Source organism: Neoroseomonas oryzicola (assembly GCF_012163135.1).
Taxonomy (GTDB): Bacteria; Pseudomonadota; Alphaproteobacteria; order Acetobacterales; family Acetobacteraceae; genus Neoroseomonas; species Neoroseomonas oryzicola.
Genome location: NZ_JAAVUP010000003.1, coordinates 207,933 through 223,721, shown reverse-complemented (window position 1 = coordinate 223,721; position 15,789 = coordinate 207,933). Strand labels below are relative to the sequence as shown.

Below are 15,789 nucleotides of genomic sequence, written 5' to 3'. Positions count from 1 at the left end.
GGCCCGCCCCCTCAGCGCCGCGCGCGGCGCAGCACCAGGTCGCAGAAGGCGGCCGAGATCCGCCCCAGGTTCGGCAGCAGGTAGTCGAAGCCTTCCTTCGCCTCGGCGAACATGGCCCGCATCGAGGGATTGGCCTCGAAGACCAGCAGCCGGTCGTCGGGCAGCAGCGCCGCGTCGACGCCGAAGAAATCGAGGCCGAGACGATCGGCCATCTCCCCCAGCGCCACGAGGCGCGGCAGGCCGATCCGCTTCTCGAAGTTCTCGAGGTAGTCGCGCTCGCGCGCCTGGTCCTCGGGGTGCGCGCCCATCCAGGCGCGGGAGTTGCGATGGTGGATGTTCCAGTGGTCGGCCGTCGCCCAGTGCTCGGGCATGACCCGCCCGCCGATCACCAGAAGACGGGTCTTGCGATACAGCCCGTCGGCGTCGCGGTAGTCCACGAACTCGGTCAGGAAAAGGTCGGTCGACGCCGGCAACTGGGCGAGATCCTCCTCCTTCTCCAGCAGCAGCATCCCCTCGCCGGTATGCGTCCCGGCGGGGCGGGAGATGAGCGGGAAGGCGAGCCCGCCCTCGGCCATCGCAGCCCGCACCGCGGCCGCAGTGTCGGGCGCGGCGGCGACGCGGGCGGTGCGCGGGACCACCAGCCCCTCGATGCCGGCGAAAATCTCCGGGGCGAGGTCGCGGGCGACGCGGGGCACCTCGGCCGGGGGGTTGATGACCGGCAGGCCGAGCCGCGCGACCGCCATCGCCGCGAGCTCGAGCCCGCGCTTCATGCCCTCCGGCTCGGTGATCGCGTTGTAGACGACGTCGCAGGGCGGCAGGCGGTCGAGCACGCCGGGATTGGCCTCGAGTGCATCGACATACAGGTGCACGCGCGCAAAGCGCGCGGGATCGAGATGGTCCGAGGCGTTGTTGTGCCCCTCGGGCAGCTTCACCCCGCCCGGAGCGGGCTGGAAATGCCCCTCGCCCAGGGCCTGCAGCACCAGCACCGTCGCTTCCGTCGCACCCTGGGCGGGCACCTGCGTGAAGGGCTTGAGCCGCACCGCCTCGCGCGAGGCCGCCTGCGCGGCAGGCACGTCGCCGCGCGCGGCGGCCGCGACGGCGGCGGCGATATGCGCCCGGTCGTCGGCCGGGGCGAGGGCGACGGCGCGCTCCGCCGCCTGGGTCGCCGCCGGCGCCTCGCCCAGCCAGGCGAGCAGCAGGGCGAGGTTGGTGTGGCCCTCGGCGAGGCCGGGCTGCGCGGCGATGGCGGACCGGAACGACACCAGCGCATCGGGCAGCCGCCCCTGCGCCCGCTGCGCGAGGCCGAGGCTGTTGAGCGCGGAGCCCGCCTTCGGGTCGCGCGCCGTGACCTGCTTCAGTTCGGCCTCGGCTTCCGCGCCGCGGCCGGCGGCAAGGAGCAATTCGCCGAGGCGCTGCCGCGCCAGCCCGAGGCCCGGGTTGAGCGCCAGCGCCTGGCGCAGCGTCGCCTCGGCTTCCGCCGCCTGGCCGAGCGTGGCGAGCGCGCCGCCGAGATTGGCATGCGCCTCGGCGAAGTCGGGCTTGGCCGCGACGGCCTGCCGCCAGGCGGCGGCCGCGGCGAAGGGATCGCCCGCCTTGTCGTGCACGTTGCCCAGCGCGAGCAGCGCGGTCGGATGGCCCGGCCGCGCGGCAAGCGAGGCCTCGATCGCCTGGCGCGCTTCCTCATGGGCGCCGCGGCCGGTCAGCAGGATGCCGAGGTTCAGCAGGACGACGGGATTGGCCGGTTCGCGGGCGAGCACGCGGCGGAAGGCGGCCTCGGCCTCGGCGGCGCGGCCGGCCATGGCTTCGGCATTGCCGTGGGCGACGATCCAGGCGGTCGGCGCGTCCGGCTCGGCCGCGGCGCTGGCGAGCGGCGCCAGCGCCTCGGGCAGGCGGCCCAGGCGCAACAACCCCATCCCGCCCATGTGCTGGACGGCAGGTTCCATCGGGGCGGCGCGCATCGCGGCGCGCAGGGCCTGCTCGGCCTCGGGGCCGCGGCCGGCGCGGAAGGCGGCTTCGGCGGCGCGGAGATGTTCGGCGGCTTCGCTCACCGGTCTGATCCTGGAACGGAGGGGAAGGCGCAGCCTTCGGGGCGGTTGCTCTAGCGTGGCGCCGCCGCGCCGGGCAAGGAGTGTGGGGGTGTGGACCCCTGCCGCCCGCGGCGATTTCCACCTACCTTCCGCGCCATGTCCGACATCGCCGCCAACCTCGCCGCCATCCGTGCCCGCATCGACGCCGCCTGCGCCCGCGCCGGGCGTCCCGCCGGCTCCGTCAGCCTCGTCGCCGTGTCCAAGACCCATCCGCAGGAGGCGGTGGTCGAGGCGCTGGCCGCCGGGCAGCTGGTCTTCGGGGAAAACCGCGTCCAGGAAGCCCAGGCGAAGTTCCCCGGCCTGCGTGCCGCGCATCCGGCGATGCGGCTGCACATCATCGGCGGGCTGCAGACGAACAAGGCGCGCGACGCCGTGCGCGTCGCGGACGTCATCGAGACCATCGACCGCCCGAAGCTCGCCGCCGCCATCGCCGAGGCGATGCAGAAGGAAGGCCGCCGCCCCGATTGCCTGGTGCAGGTCAACACCGGCGACGAGACGCAGAAATCCGGCGTCTCCCGCGCCGAGGCCGACGCCTTCATCCGCGCCGCGCGCGAGGCGTACGGCCTGCCCGTCACCGGCCTGATGTGCATCCCGCCCGTGGACCAGGACCCGCGGCCGCATTTCGCCTGGCTGCGCGACCTCGCTGCGAAGCATGGCCTGCCCGTCGTCTCGATGGGCATGAGCGCGGATTTCGAGATCGCGATCGAGGAAGGTGCCACGCTGGTGCGCGTCGGCACCGCGATCTTCGGCCACCGCCCCGCGCCGGCCTGAGTCAGACCAGGACTTCCACCACACGGCGGTGGGGCTCGAGCCCGCCGTCGTAGCCCGCCTGGGCGAGCGTCGCGGCCTCGGTGTCGCGCAGCCCGGCGAGGACCAGCGCGATGCCGCGTTCCGCCAGCGCGCGGCGCAGTTCGAGGAACATCTCCGCCCCCGGCAGGTCGATCGCGGTGACGGCGGTCATGTCGAAGACGACGCGGTGCACCGGGTCGGGCCGCGCGGCGAGCAGCGCCTGCGTCGCGTCCATCACGTGCTCGGCGTTCATGTAGAGCACGGCGGACCGGCAGCGCAGCACCAGCACGCCGGGCCGCCGCTCGGCATCCGGGCGGTGCGCCAGGTCGGCGAAGATATCGGTGCCCGGCACGCGGCCCAGTTCGGCGACCGCCGGGCGTAGCGCCGAACGCAGCATCAACACCACCGACAGCGTCGCGCCGATCAGCACCCCCTGCAGCAGCCCCGCCGCCAGCACGCCGCCGAGCGCGGCGAGCGCCACCAGCCCTTCCGAGTGCCGGAACCGCCAGGCCCGCACCAGCCCCTTGATGTCGATCAGCCCCGTCACCGCGGCGAGGACCATCGCCGCCAGCACCGGCTGCGGCAGCGTCGCGAGCAGCCCGGTCAGCGACACCGCGACCACCAGCAGCACGCCCGCCGCGAACAGGCCCGAGAGCGGCGTGCGCGCCCCGGCCTCGTCGTTCACCACCGATTGCGAGGACCCGCCGCTGACCGCGAGGCCGCGCCCGAGCCCGGCCGCGAGGTTCGCCGCCGCCAGCGCCAGCATGTCGCGCCCCGCGTCGTAGCGCTGGCCTTCCCGCCGCGCGAACATCCGCGCCACCGCCGAGGTCTCGACGATCGCGAGCAGGAAGCAGGCGAGCCCGACCGGCAGCGTGTCACGCAGGTCCGCGCGCGAGACATCGGGGAGGCCGGGCATCGGCAGCCCCCGTGGCACCGTGCCCACCAGGCTGACCCCGTGGGGCGCGAGGTCGAGCAGCGCGCCCGCCACGATCCCGGCCACCACCACGATCAGCGCAACCGGCCGCGTGGGCGCCAGCGCCTTGCCGACCAGCAGCCCCGCCAGCGCCACGGAGCCGATCAGCAGCGAGGCGAGGTTCGTCTCCCCCACATGCAGGACGAGGTGGACGACGCGGGCGAAGAAGTCCTCGCCATGCCCGGCGAAGCCGAGCAACTTCGGCAGCTGCGCCGCCGCCAGGTGCAGCGCGAGCCCGCATTTGAAGCCGAGCATCACCGTTTCGGAGACGAAGCGCGCCAGCACCCCCGCGCCGAGCGCCCAGCCCAGCGCGCCGAAGACCCCCGCCCAGAGCGTCGCCGCCGCAATCAGCGCGGCATGGCGCGCCGGATCGCCGCCGGACATCTCGGCGACCGCCTGGCCGAGCAGCAGCGACAATCCGGTGGTGACCGTGACGACCGTGCGGCTCGACCCGCTGAACAGCCAGAAGACGGCGCCGGCGAAGATGCAGGCATGCAGCCCGGCCTGCGGCGGCAGCCCGGCGATCGCCGCATCCGCCAGCGCCGCCGGCACCATGTAGGCCGCGAGCATCAGCCCCGCGACGAGATCCGCGCGCAGCGTGGCGCCGGTGACACTCCTCAACCAGCCGGGCAGCACCATGGCGGCATCCTCCGCCCGGGCCGCCGCGTCGGCCAAGCGGAAATCGCGACCGCTATGCCGCCGGCGCCGGCAGGCCGAGCAGCCGCGCGAGGCCGCCGCGCGAGCGGCCCACCAGGTCCGCCAGCGTGTACCGGTCCAGCACGGCGAGGAAGGCGTCGAGCGCCTCGGCCAGCACGGGGCGCAGGCCGCAGGCGGGGGTAATCACGCAGTCCCCGGTGCCGAGGCACGGGGCGAGCGCCATGCCCGGTTCGGTCCGCCGCACCACCGTGCCGATGCTGATCTCGCTCGCCGGCCGCGCCAGCCGCAGCCCGCCGCCGCGCCCGCGCAGCGTCTCGACATCGCCGGCCTGGCCGAGCAGCAGCACCACCTTGGTCAGGTGGTTCTCCGCGATGCCGTAGGCCTCCGCGATCTCGGCGATGGTCGCGCGCCGGCCTTCCTCGATCGCGAGGTAGATCAGCGTGCGCAGCGTGTAGTCGGTGAAGGCGGTGAGCTGCATCGCGGCCAGGCTGGGGTCGGGGCAGCCGCGGTCAGTAGACCATCACCACGATCAGCACCACGACGAGGTTCCACACCAGCATGTTCACCAGGGTGCGGATCATCATCCGGTCGTCGCTCGCGCCCGCGCCGAGCAGGTCGCTCACGATCTCCCCGGGCAGGAGGAACGCCTTGGTCAGGGCCGTCATTGCCGTGCTTCCCATGCTGGGTATGGGGGCACCCTGGACCTCCGGCGTGGTGAAAGCAAGATTTTAAATCTCTCTTTTACGTCACCCGCCGCCTTGACGCGCCCGCCCGCAGGCGGGATCACGCGCAGCAGCCATTGAAACGGTGCCTTTCCCGATGACCCGCGTCTTTTCCGGCATCCAGCCCTCGGGCGTGCCCACCCTCGGCAACTACCTCGGCGCCATCCGCAACTGGGTGCCGCTGCAGGACCAGCACGAGGCGATCTACTGTGTCGTCGACCTGCACGCGATCACGGTCTGGCAGGACCCGGCCGACCTGCGCCGGCAGACGCGGGAAATGGCCGCGACGCTGATCGCCTGCGGGCTCGACCCGAAGCGCTGCACGCTGTTCGTGCAGTCCCACGTCCGCGCCCATGCGGAGCTCGCCTGGATCTTCAACTGCGTCGCGCGGCTCGGCTGGCTGAACCGCATGACGCAGTTCAAGGACAAGGCGGGCAAGGACCGCGAGGCCGCGTCCTCGGGCCTCTATGTCTACCCGAACCTGATGGCGGCCGACATCCACGCCTACCACGCGACCAAGGTGCCGGTGGGCGAGGACCAGAAGCAGCACCTCGAGCTCGCGAACGACATCGCGCAGAAGTTCAACCACGACTACGGCGTGGAGTTCTTCCCCAACATCGAGCCGCTGATCCAGGGCGTCGCCGCGCGCGTGATGTCGCTGCGCGACGGCACGAAGAAGATGTCGAAGTCCGATCCCTCGGACCAGTCGCGCATCAACCTCAACGACGATGCGGATTCGATCGCGCAGAAGATCAAGCGCGCGAAGACCGACCCCGAACCGCTGCCCGAACACATGGCCGGCCTCGAAGGCCGGCCGGAGGCGCGCAACCTGGTCGGCATCCTCGCGGCCGTCACCGGGACCCTGCCGGAGAACGTGCTGCGCGAGCATGGCGGCCAGGGCTTCGGGCAGTTCAAGAACACGCTGACCGAGGCGCTGGTCGATCACCTGGCCCCGATCCAGGCGGAACTGAAGCGGCTGCTGGAGGATCCGGGCGCGCTGGACGCGGCGCTGCACCTGGGCGCGGAGCGCGCCAGCGCGATCGCGGAGCCGATCGTCGCCAAGGCGCGGGAGATCGTGGGGTTCCTGCCGCGGCGGTGATCGTTGGAGGGGCTCTGCCCCTCCAAGCCTCCCCGCCAAAGGCCGAAGGGCCTTTGGAAACCGGTTTGGGTTCCGAGGGCCTTAAGCCCTCGGCGGGGTGGTCCGGAGGGGCGGCGCCCCTCCGGTCAGCCGACCCCAAGCAGCGCCGCGAGTTCCCCCATGGCGCCGAACGGCTCCGCCCCGTGCGCCGCCAGCACGCCCGCCGGCGTCTCGTGTGCGAAGCCCAGCACGCGGCAGCCGGCCGCGCGGCCCGCGCGCACGCCGGGCACGCTGTCCTCGATCACCACGCAATCCTGCGGCGCGGCGCCGCAGGACGCCGCCGCCGCGATGTAGATGTCCGGCCAGGGCTTGGGACGCGGCACGTCCTCGAAGGAGAAGACGCGCGCGCCGAAGGTCTCCGCCAGGCCCAGCGAGCGCAGCTTCGCCATCAGTTCCGGCCGCGCCGAGTTCGACGCGACGGCCACGGGGATCCCCGCCGCGACCACCGCGCGCACCGCCTCCACCGCGCCCGGCACCGCCGGCGTGTTGCGCGTCATCTCGAGCGCGAGGAGCTCCGAGATCTCCTGCGCCCAGCCATCGGGCAGCGGGCCGACCCGCGCCTCGATGCGCGGCACCATGTCCGGCAGGGACAGGCCCAGGAAGGCCTCGCGCGACTGCGAGGGCGTCATCGGCCAGCCCAGCGTCGTCAGCTGGTCGGCGACGATGGCGTTCACCAGCATCTCGGAATCCGCGAGCACGCCGTCGCAGTCGAACAGGACGGCGGCCGGTGGCCTCACGCCACTTCCTTCACGCGGGCACGGCGGTCGTCGGCGGCCAGGCGCGCATGCGGGCAGTCGCCATGCTGCTTCGGGCATTGCCGCCCGCCGGCGAAGGAGCACAACGCGCGGCCCGAGCCGAGCGCGCCGCGCACCAGCGCCGCGAGCGCGCCGATGAAGGCCGGGTCGCTGTTCTGCGCCGGGACGCGGAAATAGCCGGGCACGCCGAGCTTCTCCGCGACCTCGCGGTATTCGACGTCGAGCTCGACCAGCGTCTCGGAATGCTCGGACACGAAGGCGATCGGGCAGACCAGCAGGGCGACCTTGTCGTGCGCCGCGCGCTCGAGCTCCTCCTCGGTCGAGGGGCCGATCCACTTCTGCGGCGTCACGCGCGACTGGTAGCAGACGGTGTGGTCCAGGCCCTCGATGTGGAGCCGTTCGACGACCGCGGCGACGCTGCGCTCGACCTGCCACTGATACGGGTCGCCGGCGGCGACGATGCTCTCGGGCAGGCCGTGGGCGGAGAACAGGATGCGCAGCGGGATCTCGGCCGGCAGTTCCGCGCGCGCCTTGGCATAGGCGTCGCGCACCAGGGCGGCGGTCGCCTCGGCGAAGTCGCCGTCGGAATGCCAGCAGCACAGCGTGGTGGTCGGCACCGACAGGCCGGCCTTGCGGCAGGCCTCGTCCCAGGCCGCGATGGAGCTGCCGGTCGTGGTGGTCGAATACTGCGGGTAGAGCGGCAGCAGCAGGATCTCGTCCGGCGCCCAGTCCTTCACGGCGCGCGCGGCGGCGTCGCTCATCGGGTGCCAGTAGCGCATGCAGACGAAGGAGCGGACCTCGATCCCCGGATCGCCGGCGAGCGCGGCATCGAGGGAGCGTCCCTGCTCCTCGGTCAGTTCCAGCAGCGGGGACCGGCCGCCGAGGATGGCGTAGTTCTCCATCGCCGGCTTGGTGCGCCGCCAGGCGATGATGCGGCCGAGCCAGGGCCGCACGAAGCCCGGCACGCGCAGGATCGCCGGGTCGGTGAAGAGGTTGACCAGGAAGGGCCGCACGCTTTCCGGGCGGTCGGGACCGCCCAGGTTGAACAGCACGATGGCGATGCGGCGCTTGGTCATGGATCTGGCGCAGATGACGGCGGGGGACCCGGAATCAAGCCCCCCGCACTGTCTCAGGCATTCGCGACCGGCGCGCCCATGGGCTGGCCCCGGCGCTGCTGCCACAGCTGCACGAAGTCGATCGGCGCCAGCAGCACCGGCGGGAAGCCGCCGTCGCGGGTCACGTCGGCGAGGATGTTGCGCGCGAAGGGGAAGAGCAGCCGCGGGCATTCGACCAGCAGGATCGGCTCCATCATCTCCGGCGGCACGCCGTTCAGCGTGAAGATGCCGCAGTAGACGAGCTCCGCGATGAAGGCGGTCTGCCCGGCCGCCTTGGCGTCGGCGCGGATGTTGAGGGAGATCTCGAAGGTCTCCTGCCCTTCCTGCAGGCGGCGGGCCTGGACATCGAGGGCGATGTCGATCTGCGGCGCCTCGCGCAACGTGAGGAAGATCTGCGGCGCGCCCGGCACCTCGAAGGAGAGGTCCTTGGTGAACTGCAGGTTCAGCACCACGGGGCCCGTGGCGACGTTGGCGCCACCATTGGCGCCCGGAACGGGCGGAATCGGCTGGTCGGACATGTCGGGACCTTCTCGCAGGGGCGCGGCGCGGCGCCTGACGGTTGGCGCGGCGGTTAGAACCTTTTCCGCTCTTGCGCAATCGGCGCGGGCGCCGGGCGGCCCATGGGGGCATGCGGGCCGGCGCCGCCCGCCGCAGGCGCGCGGGCACGCGCGGCGGGTTTGTCTCGCCTCCGGCCCGTGCCTCCGCCTAGGCTTCCGGGCCACGGCCCCCGCCAGAGGGGCCGCAAGGGAGGAACGCCGCATGAGAGGATCGACGCCCGGCCGCCGGGCCGTGCTGGGGCTGGCCGCGACCGGGCTTGCCGCGCCGCGCATCGCGGGCGCCCAGGACGCCTGGCCGTCCAAGCCCGTCCGCTACATCTGCCCCTATGCCGCCGGCGGGCCGACCGACACGCTGTCGCGCCAGTTCTGCCAGAAGATGTCCGAGGTCACCGGTCAGCAATTCGTGGTCGAGAACCGCACCGGGTCGGGCGGGGTGGTCGGCAACCTCGCGATCGCGCAGTCGACGCCGGACGGGTACACCATCGGCATGGGCGGCATCGCAACGCATGCGATCTCCCCCACGCTCTATGCCCGGCTGCCCTTCGACCCGCACCGGGACTTCACCTTCATCACCGGGCTGTGGCAGCTGCCGAACCTGCTGGTGATCAACAACGACATCCCGGCGCGCTCGGTCGCCGAGCTGATCGCCGTGCTGAAGGCCAATCCGGGGAAGTATTCGTATGGCTCGGCCGGGCCGGGCACGACGCTGCACATCTCGGGCGAGCTGTTCAAGATGAAGGCCGGGGTGGACATGGCCCATGTGCCCTATCGCGGCAGCGCGGCGGCCTATCCGGACATCATCGCCGGGCGCGTGCACATGATCTTCGACAACATCCCCGGCGCGCTGGCCCAGGCGCGGGAGGGCAGGGTGCGGGCGCTCGGCGTCACCTCCGCCGCGCGCAGCCCGGTCGTCCCGGACGTGCCCTCGATCGCGGAGACGCTGCCCGGCTACGACATGTCCTCCTGGACCTGCCTGTGCGGACCGGCCGGGGTGCCGCGCGCGGCGATCGAGCGGATGTCCGCCTTCGCCCGTCGTGCGCTGGAAGCGGAGGACCTGAAGCGGCAGTACCTCGACCAGGGGTCCACCGCCTGGTGGACCACGCCCGAGCAGGTGGCCGATTTCCGCGCCGCCGAGGAACAGCGGCTTGCGCCCATCATCCGGGCGTCGGGAGCGCGGGCGGAGTAGCGGGCGCCTCCCAGGCCGGGATGGCGAGGTAGGCCATGCGCCTCGCCTCCTGCCGGCCGCGGGTGACGTTGTCGAGGATCAGCCCGCAGGTGAACGCCAGGCTCGCGAGGATGCCGAGGCCGGTGGCTAGGATCGCCGTCGGAAAGCGCGGCACGAGGCCGGTCTCGAGGTAGGTCGGGATCAGCGGCAGGGCGATGCCGATCGCCGTGGCGGCCAGGATCGCGCCCACGGTCGAGAAGAAGGCGAGCGGCCGTTCGCGCTGCACCAGCAGCAGGATGGTGCGCAGGATCCGCATCCCGTCCCGCCAGGTGCTGAGCTTGCTGACCGATCCGTCCGGCCGTTCCTTGTAGTGCGTGCGCACCTCGGCCACCGGCAGGCGGAGCTCGAGCGCGTGGACGGTGAACTCGGTCTCGGTCTCGAAGCCGGAGGCGATCGCGGGGAAGGACTTCACGAAGCGGCGGGAGAAGACGCGGTAGCCCGAGAGCATGTCCCCGATGCGGTCGCCGAAGACCCAGCGGACCATGCCCGTCAGCGCGACATTGCCGAAGCGGTGACCGGGCCGGTAGGCGGCCGCGGCATCGGCGTCGGTCACGCGCAGCCCGGTCACCATGTCGAGCCGTTCGGCCAGAAGCCGCTCGACCATGCCGGCCGCGGCCGCGGCCTCGTAGGTATCGTCGCCGTCGACCAGGACATAGGCGTCCGCCTCGATGTCGGCGAACATGCGGCGGATGACGTTGCCCTTGCCCTGCAGGGGCTCGCGGCGGACCACGGCGCCGGCGGCGGCCGCGACCTCCCGCGTGCGGTCGCGGGAATTGTTGTCGTAGACGTAGACGGTGGCGCCGGGCAGCGCGGCGAGGAAGTCCGCCACCACGCGGGGAATGGCGACTTCCTCGTTGTAGCAGGGGATGAGGACGGCGATGCGCGCAGGGGTCATCGCCGCGCCGATCACCGCCCCGTCATGATCCTCTCGACCAGCTGCTTCACCGACGGCACGAAGCCGTTCGAGTAGAAGGGGTCCTGGCCGAAGCGGTAGGCGTTGTGCCCGGCGAACATCAGGTTCCGCTCGAGCGCGCCGTCATGGCTGATGTCCTGCAGCGTCTTCTGGATGCAGAAGGACCGCGGGTCCGCCTTCTTGCCGTTCGAGAATTCGGGCTCGTGCTGCGACCAGTTGCTGAAGCGGCACTGCGACAGGCAGCCCATGCAGTCGATCTGGTCCTGCACGATCTCCTGCGACTTCTCGGGCGTCACGAAGATCAGCGTGTTGTCGGGCGTGCGCATCGCCTCGACGAAGCCCTCGGCCTCCCACTGGTTCACGCGCGCGAGGTCGTGCGGGGCGAGCCACACCTTCCGCTTGCGCGGGCCGACGCCGTATTCGGCGATGTGCTCGCCGACCGGCTCGGTGGTGTAGGCGACCTGGCGCTCGTTGCGTTCCTCGAGTTCATGGAGGAAGTCGTTGCGCACGGCCGAGGAATAGAAGCCCGTGGGGGAGAAGGGCTGCAGCAGCACGTCGCCGGGCTGCAGCGTCATCAGGCGCTGCTTCCACGCATCCGAGATCGGGCTTTCCTTCGTCACCAGCGGGCGGGTGCCGAACTGGAAGGCGACGGGGCCTAGGTCGGGATTGTCGATCCAGTCCTCCCATTCCTCCAGCCACCACACGCCGCCGGCCATGATGATCGGCACGTCGTCGAGGCCGAATTCGCGCATCTGCTGGCGCAGCTTCAGCACGCGGGGGAAGGGATCCTCGGGCTTCTTCGGATCCTCGGAATTGGACAGGCCGTTGTGGCCGCCGGCCAGCCACGGGTCCTCGTAGACCACGCCGCCCAGCCATTCGCGCGTCTTGTGGTAGGCGCGCTTCCACAGTGCGTTGAAGGCGCGCGCCGAGGACACGATCGGGTAGTAGTGCACGCCGTAGTCGCGGGCGATGTCGGCCAGGCGATAGGGCATGCCCGCACCGCAGGTGATGCCGTGGATCAGGCCCTTGGCCCCTTCCAGCATCCCGCGCGCGACGCGCTCCGCACCGCCCATCTCCCACAGGATGTTGGCGTGGATCCGCCCCTTGCCGCCGGCCACGTCCCAGGCACGCTTGGCCTGGGTGATGGCGCCGTCGATGGCGTAGCGGACGAGTTCCTCATGCCGGTCGCGGCGCGTCTTGCCGTGATAGACCTGCGGGATCGGGTTGCCGTCCGCATCATAGGAATCCGCATTGACCGCGGAGAAGGTGCCGACGCCGCCGGAGGCCGACCAGGCCCCGCAGGACGCGCCATTCGACACCGAGACGCCCTTGCCGCCTTCCACCAGCGGCAGGACCTCGAAACCCCCCATCCGGATCGCGTTGATCGCCTTCAAGACCGGCCGCTCCCAAGCAACTACGTGACAGGAATATGGCACCGGCCGGGGCCCCTGTGCAGGGCCCCGGCCGGTCCGTTCCGGATGGTTACTCGGCGGCCTCGCCGCCGCGGTCGGACCGCTCGCCACGGTCGCGGCGGGGGCCGCGATCGCCACGGTCACGGCGCTCGCCGCGCTCCTCGCCCTCGGGGCGGGGGCGCCGGGCGCCGACCTGCTCGGTGATGTCCGCACCGGTGGCCTGGTCGACCACGCGCATCGACAGCTTCACCTTGCCGCGGTCGTCGAAGCCGATGACCTTCACCTTCACCTGGTCGCCTTCCTTGACGACGTCGGTGGTCTTCTGGACGCGCTCATTCGCCAGCTCGGAGATGTGGACGAGGCCGTCCTTGGCGCCGAGGAAGTTCACGAAGGCGCCGAACTCGGCGGTCTTCACGACCTTGCCGTTGTAGATCACGCCGACCTCGGGCTCGGCCACGATGCCCTTGATCCAGTCGATCGCCTTCTGCGCCGCCTCGGTCGAGGTCGCCGCCACCTTGATCGTGCCGTCGTCCTCGATGTCGATCTTGGTGCCGGTCTGCTCGGTGATCTCGCGGATCACCTTGCCGCCCGAACCGATGACGTCGCGGATCTTGTCCTTCGGCACGTTGATGACGGTGATGCGCGGCGCGGTCGCCGCGACATCGGTGCGGTGGCCGGTCAAGCCCTTCGCCATCTCGCCCAGGATGTGCAGGCGGCCTTCGCGCGCCTGCTCCAGGGCGATCTTCATGATCTCGAAGGTGATGGACGTGATCTTGATGTCCATCTGCAGGCTGGTCACGCCGGCTTCCGTGCCCGCCACCTTGAAGTCCATGTCGCCGAGGTGGTCCTCGTCACCCAGGATGTCGGACAGCACGGCGAAGCCGCGGTCTTCCTTGATCAGGCCCATGGCGATGCCGGCGCAGGGGCGCTTCAGCGGCACGCCCGCATCCATCAGCGAGAGCGAGGTGCCGCAGACCGTCGCCATGGACGACGAGCCGTTGGACTCCGTGATCTCGGAGACGACGCGCAGCGTGTAGGGGAACTTCTCCTTCTCCGGCAGCAGCGGATGGATGGCGCGCCAGGCGAGCTTGCCGTGGCCGACTTCGCGGCGGCCCGGGGAGCCCATGCGGCCCGTCTCGTTCACGCTGTAGGGCGGGAAGTTGTAGTGCAGCATGAAGTCCTCACGGTACTCGCCCGTGAGGGCGTCGATGATCTGCTCGTCCTGCCCGGTGCCGAGCGTCGCGACGCAGAGCGCCTGCGTCTCGCCACGGGTGAACAGCGCCGAACCATGCGCGCGCGGCAGCACGCCCACTTCCGCGACGATCGGGCGCACGGTGCGCGTGTCGCGCCCGTCGATGCGCTTGCCGGTGTCGAGGATGTTGTTGCGGACGACGTCGGCCTCGAGCTCCTTGAGCAGGCCCTTCGCCGCGGCGACGTCCGCACCCTCGGCCTCGAGGGCCGCGACGACGGCCTTCTTCACCGCGCCGACCTTCTCCTGGCGGAGCAGCTTCTGCGTCTCGGTGTAGGCGACCGCCATGTCGGCACGGCCGAGCTCGGCGATGCGCGCCTTCAGCGCCTTGGTCGCGTCGGATTCCTCGGGGAGCGCCCAGGGCTCCTTCGCGGCGACCTCGGCGAGCTCGATGATCGCCTGGATCACCGGCTGGAACGACTTGTGGCCGAACTCGACGGCGCCGAGCATGACCTCCTCGGTCAGCTCGCTCGCCTCGGATTCCACCATCAGCACGCCCTCGGCCGTGCCGGCGAGGACGAGGTCGAGCGCGCTCGCCTTGCGCTCCTCGGCGGTCGGGTTCAGCACGTACTGGCCGTTGACGTAGCCGACGCGTGCGCCGGCGATCGGGCCGAAGAAGGGAATGCCCGACAGTGTCAGCGCGGCGGAGCAGCCGACCATCGCGACGATGTCCGCCTCGTTCTCCATGTCATGCGACAGGACCGTCGCGACGACCTGGACCTCGTTGCGGAACCCATCGGGGAACAGCGGGCGGATCGGACGGTCGATGAGGCGCGAGACCAGCGTCTCGAACTCCGAGGGACGGCCCTCGCGCTTGAAGAAGCCACCGGGGATCTTGCCCGCGGCGAAGGCCTTTTCCTGGTAGTTCACGGTCAGCGGGAAGAAGTCCTGGCCCGGCTTCACCGAGCGGTTGCCCACGGCCGTGCAGAGCACGATGGTGTCGCCGAGGCGCGCCACCACGGCGCCGTCGGCCTGGCGGGCAATCTTGCCGGTCTCCAGCACCAGGGTCTTGCCACCCCAGGCGATTTCCTTGCGGAAGTACTTGTCGAACATCTGTCGTCCTCTCGTGCCCGGCGCCGGATGCGCCGCGCGAACCGCGCCCGCCCGTCCATCGCAGGCAGCCACGCGGCATGTCAGGCCCCTTGGGACCCCAAAGAAGCGACAACGGTGGGCGGAACAGGTCGGGACCGAGGGGTCCAGGACAAGGGGCCGGTATGCTCGGCGTCTCGGGCGGCATGGGGTGGGCCCATCGCGGATCTCGCGACGGGAAGGCCGCCCATGTGGCCGGAAACGCCGCGGCGGTCCGATCCCGGGTCCCGCGGCTTTCTCTGTCAGCCCGCCGCAGCCGCGGCGGTCGGCCATGCCCCCGGGGCGCAGCCAGGGCGGGTGTATGGCGCGGTTTCCAGGGAAACGCCACAGGAAAGTCCCCAGGGGAGGGCGCCACCCTTCGGGGGGCCACCCGGGCCCGGGGCGAGGGCCCTCAGGAAGCCTGTCCCGGGTGGCGGCAATCGCATTGCGAACTGCGCAGGAATGGTGATCCTGGGTCGCGCCGCGCAGGGGGGGAACCGCCAATGCCCATGACGCCGATCGCCAAGGCCGCCAAGGATCTCGGCTACCTCGTATACGGCTACTCGCAGGGCGATCCGGAGTACAACTACAAGGATATCGGCCCCTGGGGCGACGTGCGCAACGGCTACTGCGCGGCGCTCGGCTTCCTCTGGATCAAGGCGCGGCTGGCCGGGGGCGACCTCGCCTTCGACAAGGGGACCATGATGGCCGAGAAGGCCGACTGGCGCGTCACCCGCCTGCACAACCTAACCAAGCAGCTCGGCTACGGACCGGTGATGACCGAGCTGGGGCTGAAGGGGCATGGCGCCGTCACCATCGGCAGCAACGCCGACGCCGCCATCATCTTCGCCCATATCAGAGACGCCGACTACGGCTGCTACCGGCTGTCCTACAAGCGCGACGGCGGCGGCCACCTCGTGGTCATCCAGAAGGATGCGCGCGTGCACGGCAGCGGGCCCTTCACCTCGCTGGTGCCGAGCTACCGCTACTTCGATGCCAATCACGGCCATTTCCGCTTCCAGAGCGGCGGCGCCTTCCTGTCCTGGTACCGCGACTTCATGACCGCATCCGGCTACGCCGCGCGCTACACGAAGCCGATGATCGTCGAGTTCGTCACCCGCATCTGAAC

14 protein-coding genes are annotated in these 15,789 nt (G+C 71.4%); 4 read left to right on the top strand and 10 right to left on the bottom strand.

Translation table 11 applies throughout. The features are described 5' to 3' along the window. Positions 1-11: 11 nt before the first annotated feature. Entirely contained in the window at positions 12-2,048 is a 2,037-nt protein-coding gene (locus GWK15_RS12615) for a tetratricopeptide repeat protein (RefSeq protein ID WP_168041686.1), read from the bottom strand. Positions 2,049-2,183: 135 nt separating this feature from the next. Between GWK15_RS12615 and GWK15_RS12610 the strand changes: the two genes are divergently transcribed. Next, positions 2,184-2,858 carry a YggS family pyridoxal phosphate-dependent enzyme gene (locus GWK15_RS12610; protein ID WP_168041685.1) on the top strand — a complete coding sequence of 225 codons (675 nt, stop codon included), beginning with the start codon at positions 2,184-2,186 and terminating at the stop codon, positions 2,856-2,858. A gap of 1 nt (position 2,859) precedes the next feature. Here GWK15_RS12610 and GWK15_RS12605 read toward each other — a convergent pair whose 3' ends face one another. Genes GWK15_RS12605 through GWK15_RS12595 form a run of 3 tightly spaced genes read right to left on the bottom strand, consistent with a single transcriptional unit; the run spans position 2,860 to position 5,171 of the window. Next, on the bottom strand, positions 2,860-4,524 hold the full coding sequence (locus GWK15_RS12605; RefSeq protein ID WP_168041684.1) for a SulP family inorganic anion transporter: 1,665 nt from the start codon (positions 4,522-4,524) through the stop codon (positions 2,860-2,862). 16 nt (positions 4,525-4,540) lie between these two features. Further along, positions 4,541-4,984 carry an Rrf2 family transcriptional regulator gene (locus tag GWK15_RS12600; RefSeq protein ID WP_168041683.1) on the bottom strand — a complete coding sequence of 148 codons (444 nt, stop codon included), beginning with the start codon at positions 4,982-4,984 and terminating at the stop codon, positions 4,541-4,543. 31 nt (positions 4,985-5,015) lie between these two features. Then, positions 5,016-5,171, bottom strand: coding sequence for a hypothetical protein (locus GWK15_RS12595; protein ID WP_168041682.1), 156 nt, complete (start codon positions 5,169-5,171; stop codon positions 5,016-5,018). Positions 5,172-5,325: 154 nt separating this feature from the next. Between GWK15_RS12595 and trpS the strand changes: the two genes are divergently transcribed. Beyond that, positions 5,326-6,327 carry a tryptophan--tRNA ligase gene (gene trpS, locus GWK15_RS12590; RefSeq protein WP_168041681.1) on the top strand — a complete coding sequence of 334 codons (1,002 nt, stop codon included), beginning with the start codon at positions 5,326-5,328 and terminating at the stop codon, positions 6,325-6,327. A gap of 125 nt (positions 6,328-6,452) precedes the next feature. Here the strand turns inward: trpS and GWK15_RS12585 are convergent, their stop codons facing one another. The 3 genes from GWK15_RS12585 to secB are packed head-to-tail and all read right to left on the bottom strand — an operon-like array spanning position 6,453 to position 8,754. After that, positions 6,453-7,103 carry an HAD family hydrolase gene (locus tag GWK15_RS12585; RefSeq protein ID WP_338147242.1) on the bottom strand — a complete coding sequence of 217 codons (651 nt, stop codon included), beginning with the start codon at positions 7,101-7,103 and terminating at the stop codon, positions 6,453-6,455. Then, entirely contained in the window at positions 7,100-8,197 is a 1,098-nt protein-coding gene (gene hemH, locus GWK15_RS12580; protein ID WP_168041679.1) for a ferrochelatase, read from the bottom strand. Before hemH ends, GWK15_RS12585 begins: the two co-directional genes overlap by 4 nt. Positions 8,198-8,250: 53 nt before the next feature. After that, positions 8,251-8,754 (bottom strand): protein-export chaperone SecB, encoded by a 504-nt coding sequence (gene secB / locus GWK15_RS12575; RefSeq protein ID WP_168041678.1) that lies wholly within the window; start codon positions 8,752-8,754, stop codon positions 8,251-8,253. 241 nt (positions 8,755-8,995) lie between these two features. Here secB and GWK15_RS12570 point away from each other — a divergent pair, with 241 nt between their 5' ends. After that, on the top strand, positions 8,996-9,979 hold the full coding sequence (locus GWK15_RS12570) for a Bug family tripartite tricarboxylate transporter substrate binding protein (RefSeq protein ID WP_168041677.1): 984 nt from the start codon (positions 8,996-8,998) through the stop codon (positions 9,977-9,979). Here the strand turns inward: GWK15_RS12570 and GWK15_RS12565 are convergent. The 3 genes from GWK15_RS12565 to pnp all read right to left on the bottom strand — a co-directional run bounded on the left by GWK15_RS12565 (position 9,948) and on the right by pnp (position 14,645). Continuing rightward, a complete protein-coding gene (locus GWK15_RS12565) occupies positions 9,948-10,913 on the bottom strand; it encodes a glycosyltransferase family 2 protein (protein ID WP_168041676.1) in 966 nt (321 codons plus the stop codon). The two genes, GWK15_RS12570 and GWK15_RS12565, sit on opposite strands and share 32 nt — an antisense overlap. An 11-nt stretch (positions 10,914-10,924) precedes the next feature. Further along, the gene (locus GWK15_RS12560) at positions 10,925-12,325 is read right to left on the bottom strand and encodes an NAD(P)H-dependent flavin oxidoreductase (protein ID WP_168041675.1); all 1,401 of its coding nucleotides are present in this window, start codon (positions 12,323-12,325) and stop codon (positions 10,925-10,927) included. Positions 12,326-12,413: 88 nt separating this feature from the next. Next, on the bottom strand, positions 12,414-14,645 hold the full coding sequence (pnp, locus tag GWK15_RS12555; RefSeq protein WP_168041674.1) for a polyribonucleotide nucleotidyltransferase: 2,232 nt from the start codon (positions 14,643-14,645) through the stop codon (positions 12,414-12,416). Positions 14,646-15,163: 518 nt separating this feature from the next. Here pnp and GWK15_RS12550 point away from each other — a divergent pair. Then, on the top strand, positions 15,164-15,787 hold the full coding sequence (locus tag GWK15_RS12550) for a hypothetical protein (RefSeq protein WP_168041673.1): 624 nt from the start codon (positions 15,164-15,166) through the stop codon (positions 15,785-15,787). Positions 15,788-15,789: the final 2 nt, after the last annotated feature.

Excerpts from the sequence above, each read along its gene's own strand:
- GWK15_RS12610 (WP_168041685.1), top strand. The coding sequence starts at position 2,184 with ATGTCCGACATCGCCGCCAACCTCGCCGCCATCCGTGCCCGCATCGAC.
- trpS (WP_168041681.1), top strand. The coding sequence starts at position 5,326 with ATGACCCGCGTCTTTTCCGGCATCCAGCCCTCGGGCGTGCCCACCCTC.
- GWK15_RS12570 (WP_168041677.1), top strand. The coding sequence starts at position 8,996 with ATGAGAGGATCGACGCCCGGCCGCCGGGCCGTGCTGGGGCTGGCCGCG.
- pnp (WP_168041674.1), bottom strand. The coding sequence starts at position 14,645 with ATGTTCGACAAGTACTTCCGCAAGGAAATCGCCTGGGGTGGCAAGACC.
- secB (WP_168041678.1), bottom strand. The coding sequence starts at position 8,754 with ATGTCCGACCAGCCGATTCCGCCCGTTCCGGGCGCCAATGGTGGCGCC.
- hemH (WP_168041679.1), bottom strand. The coding sequence starts at position 8,197 with ATGACCAAGCGCCGCATCGCCATCGTGCTGTTCAACCTGGGCGGTCCC.
- GWK15_RS12600 (WP_168041683.1), bottom strand. The coding sequence starts at position 4,984 with ATGCAGCTCACCGCCTTCACCGACTACACGCTGCGCACGCTGATCTAC.
- GWK15_RS12595 (WP_168041682.1), bottom strand. The coding sequence starts at position 5,171 with ATGACGGCCCTGACCAAGGCGTTCCTCCTGCCCGGGGAGATCGTGAGC.
- GWK15_RS12550 (WP_168041673.1), top strand. The coding sequence starts at position 15,164 with ATGCCCATGACGCCGATCGCCAAGGCCGCCAAGGATCTCGGCTACCTC.
- GWK15_RS12565 (WP_168041676.1), bottom strand. The coding sequence starts at position 10,913 with ATGACCCCTGCGCGCATCGCCGTCCTCATCCCCTGCTACAACGAGGAA.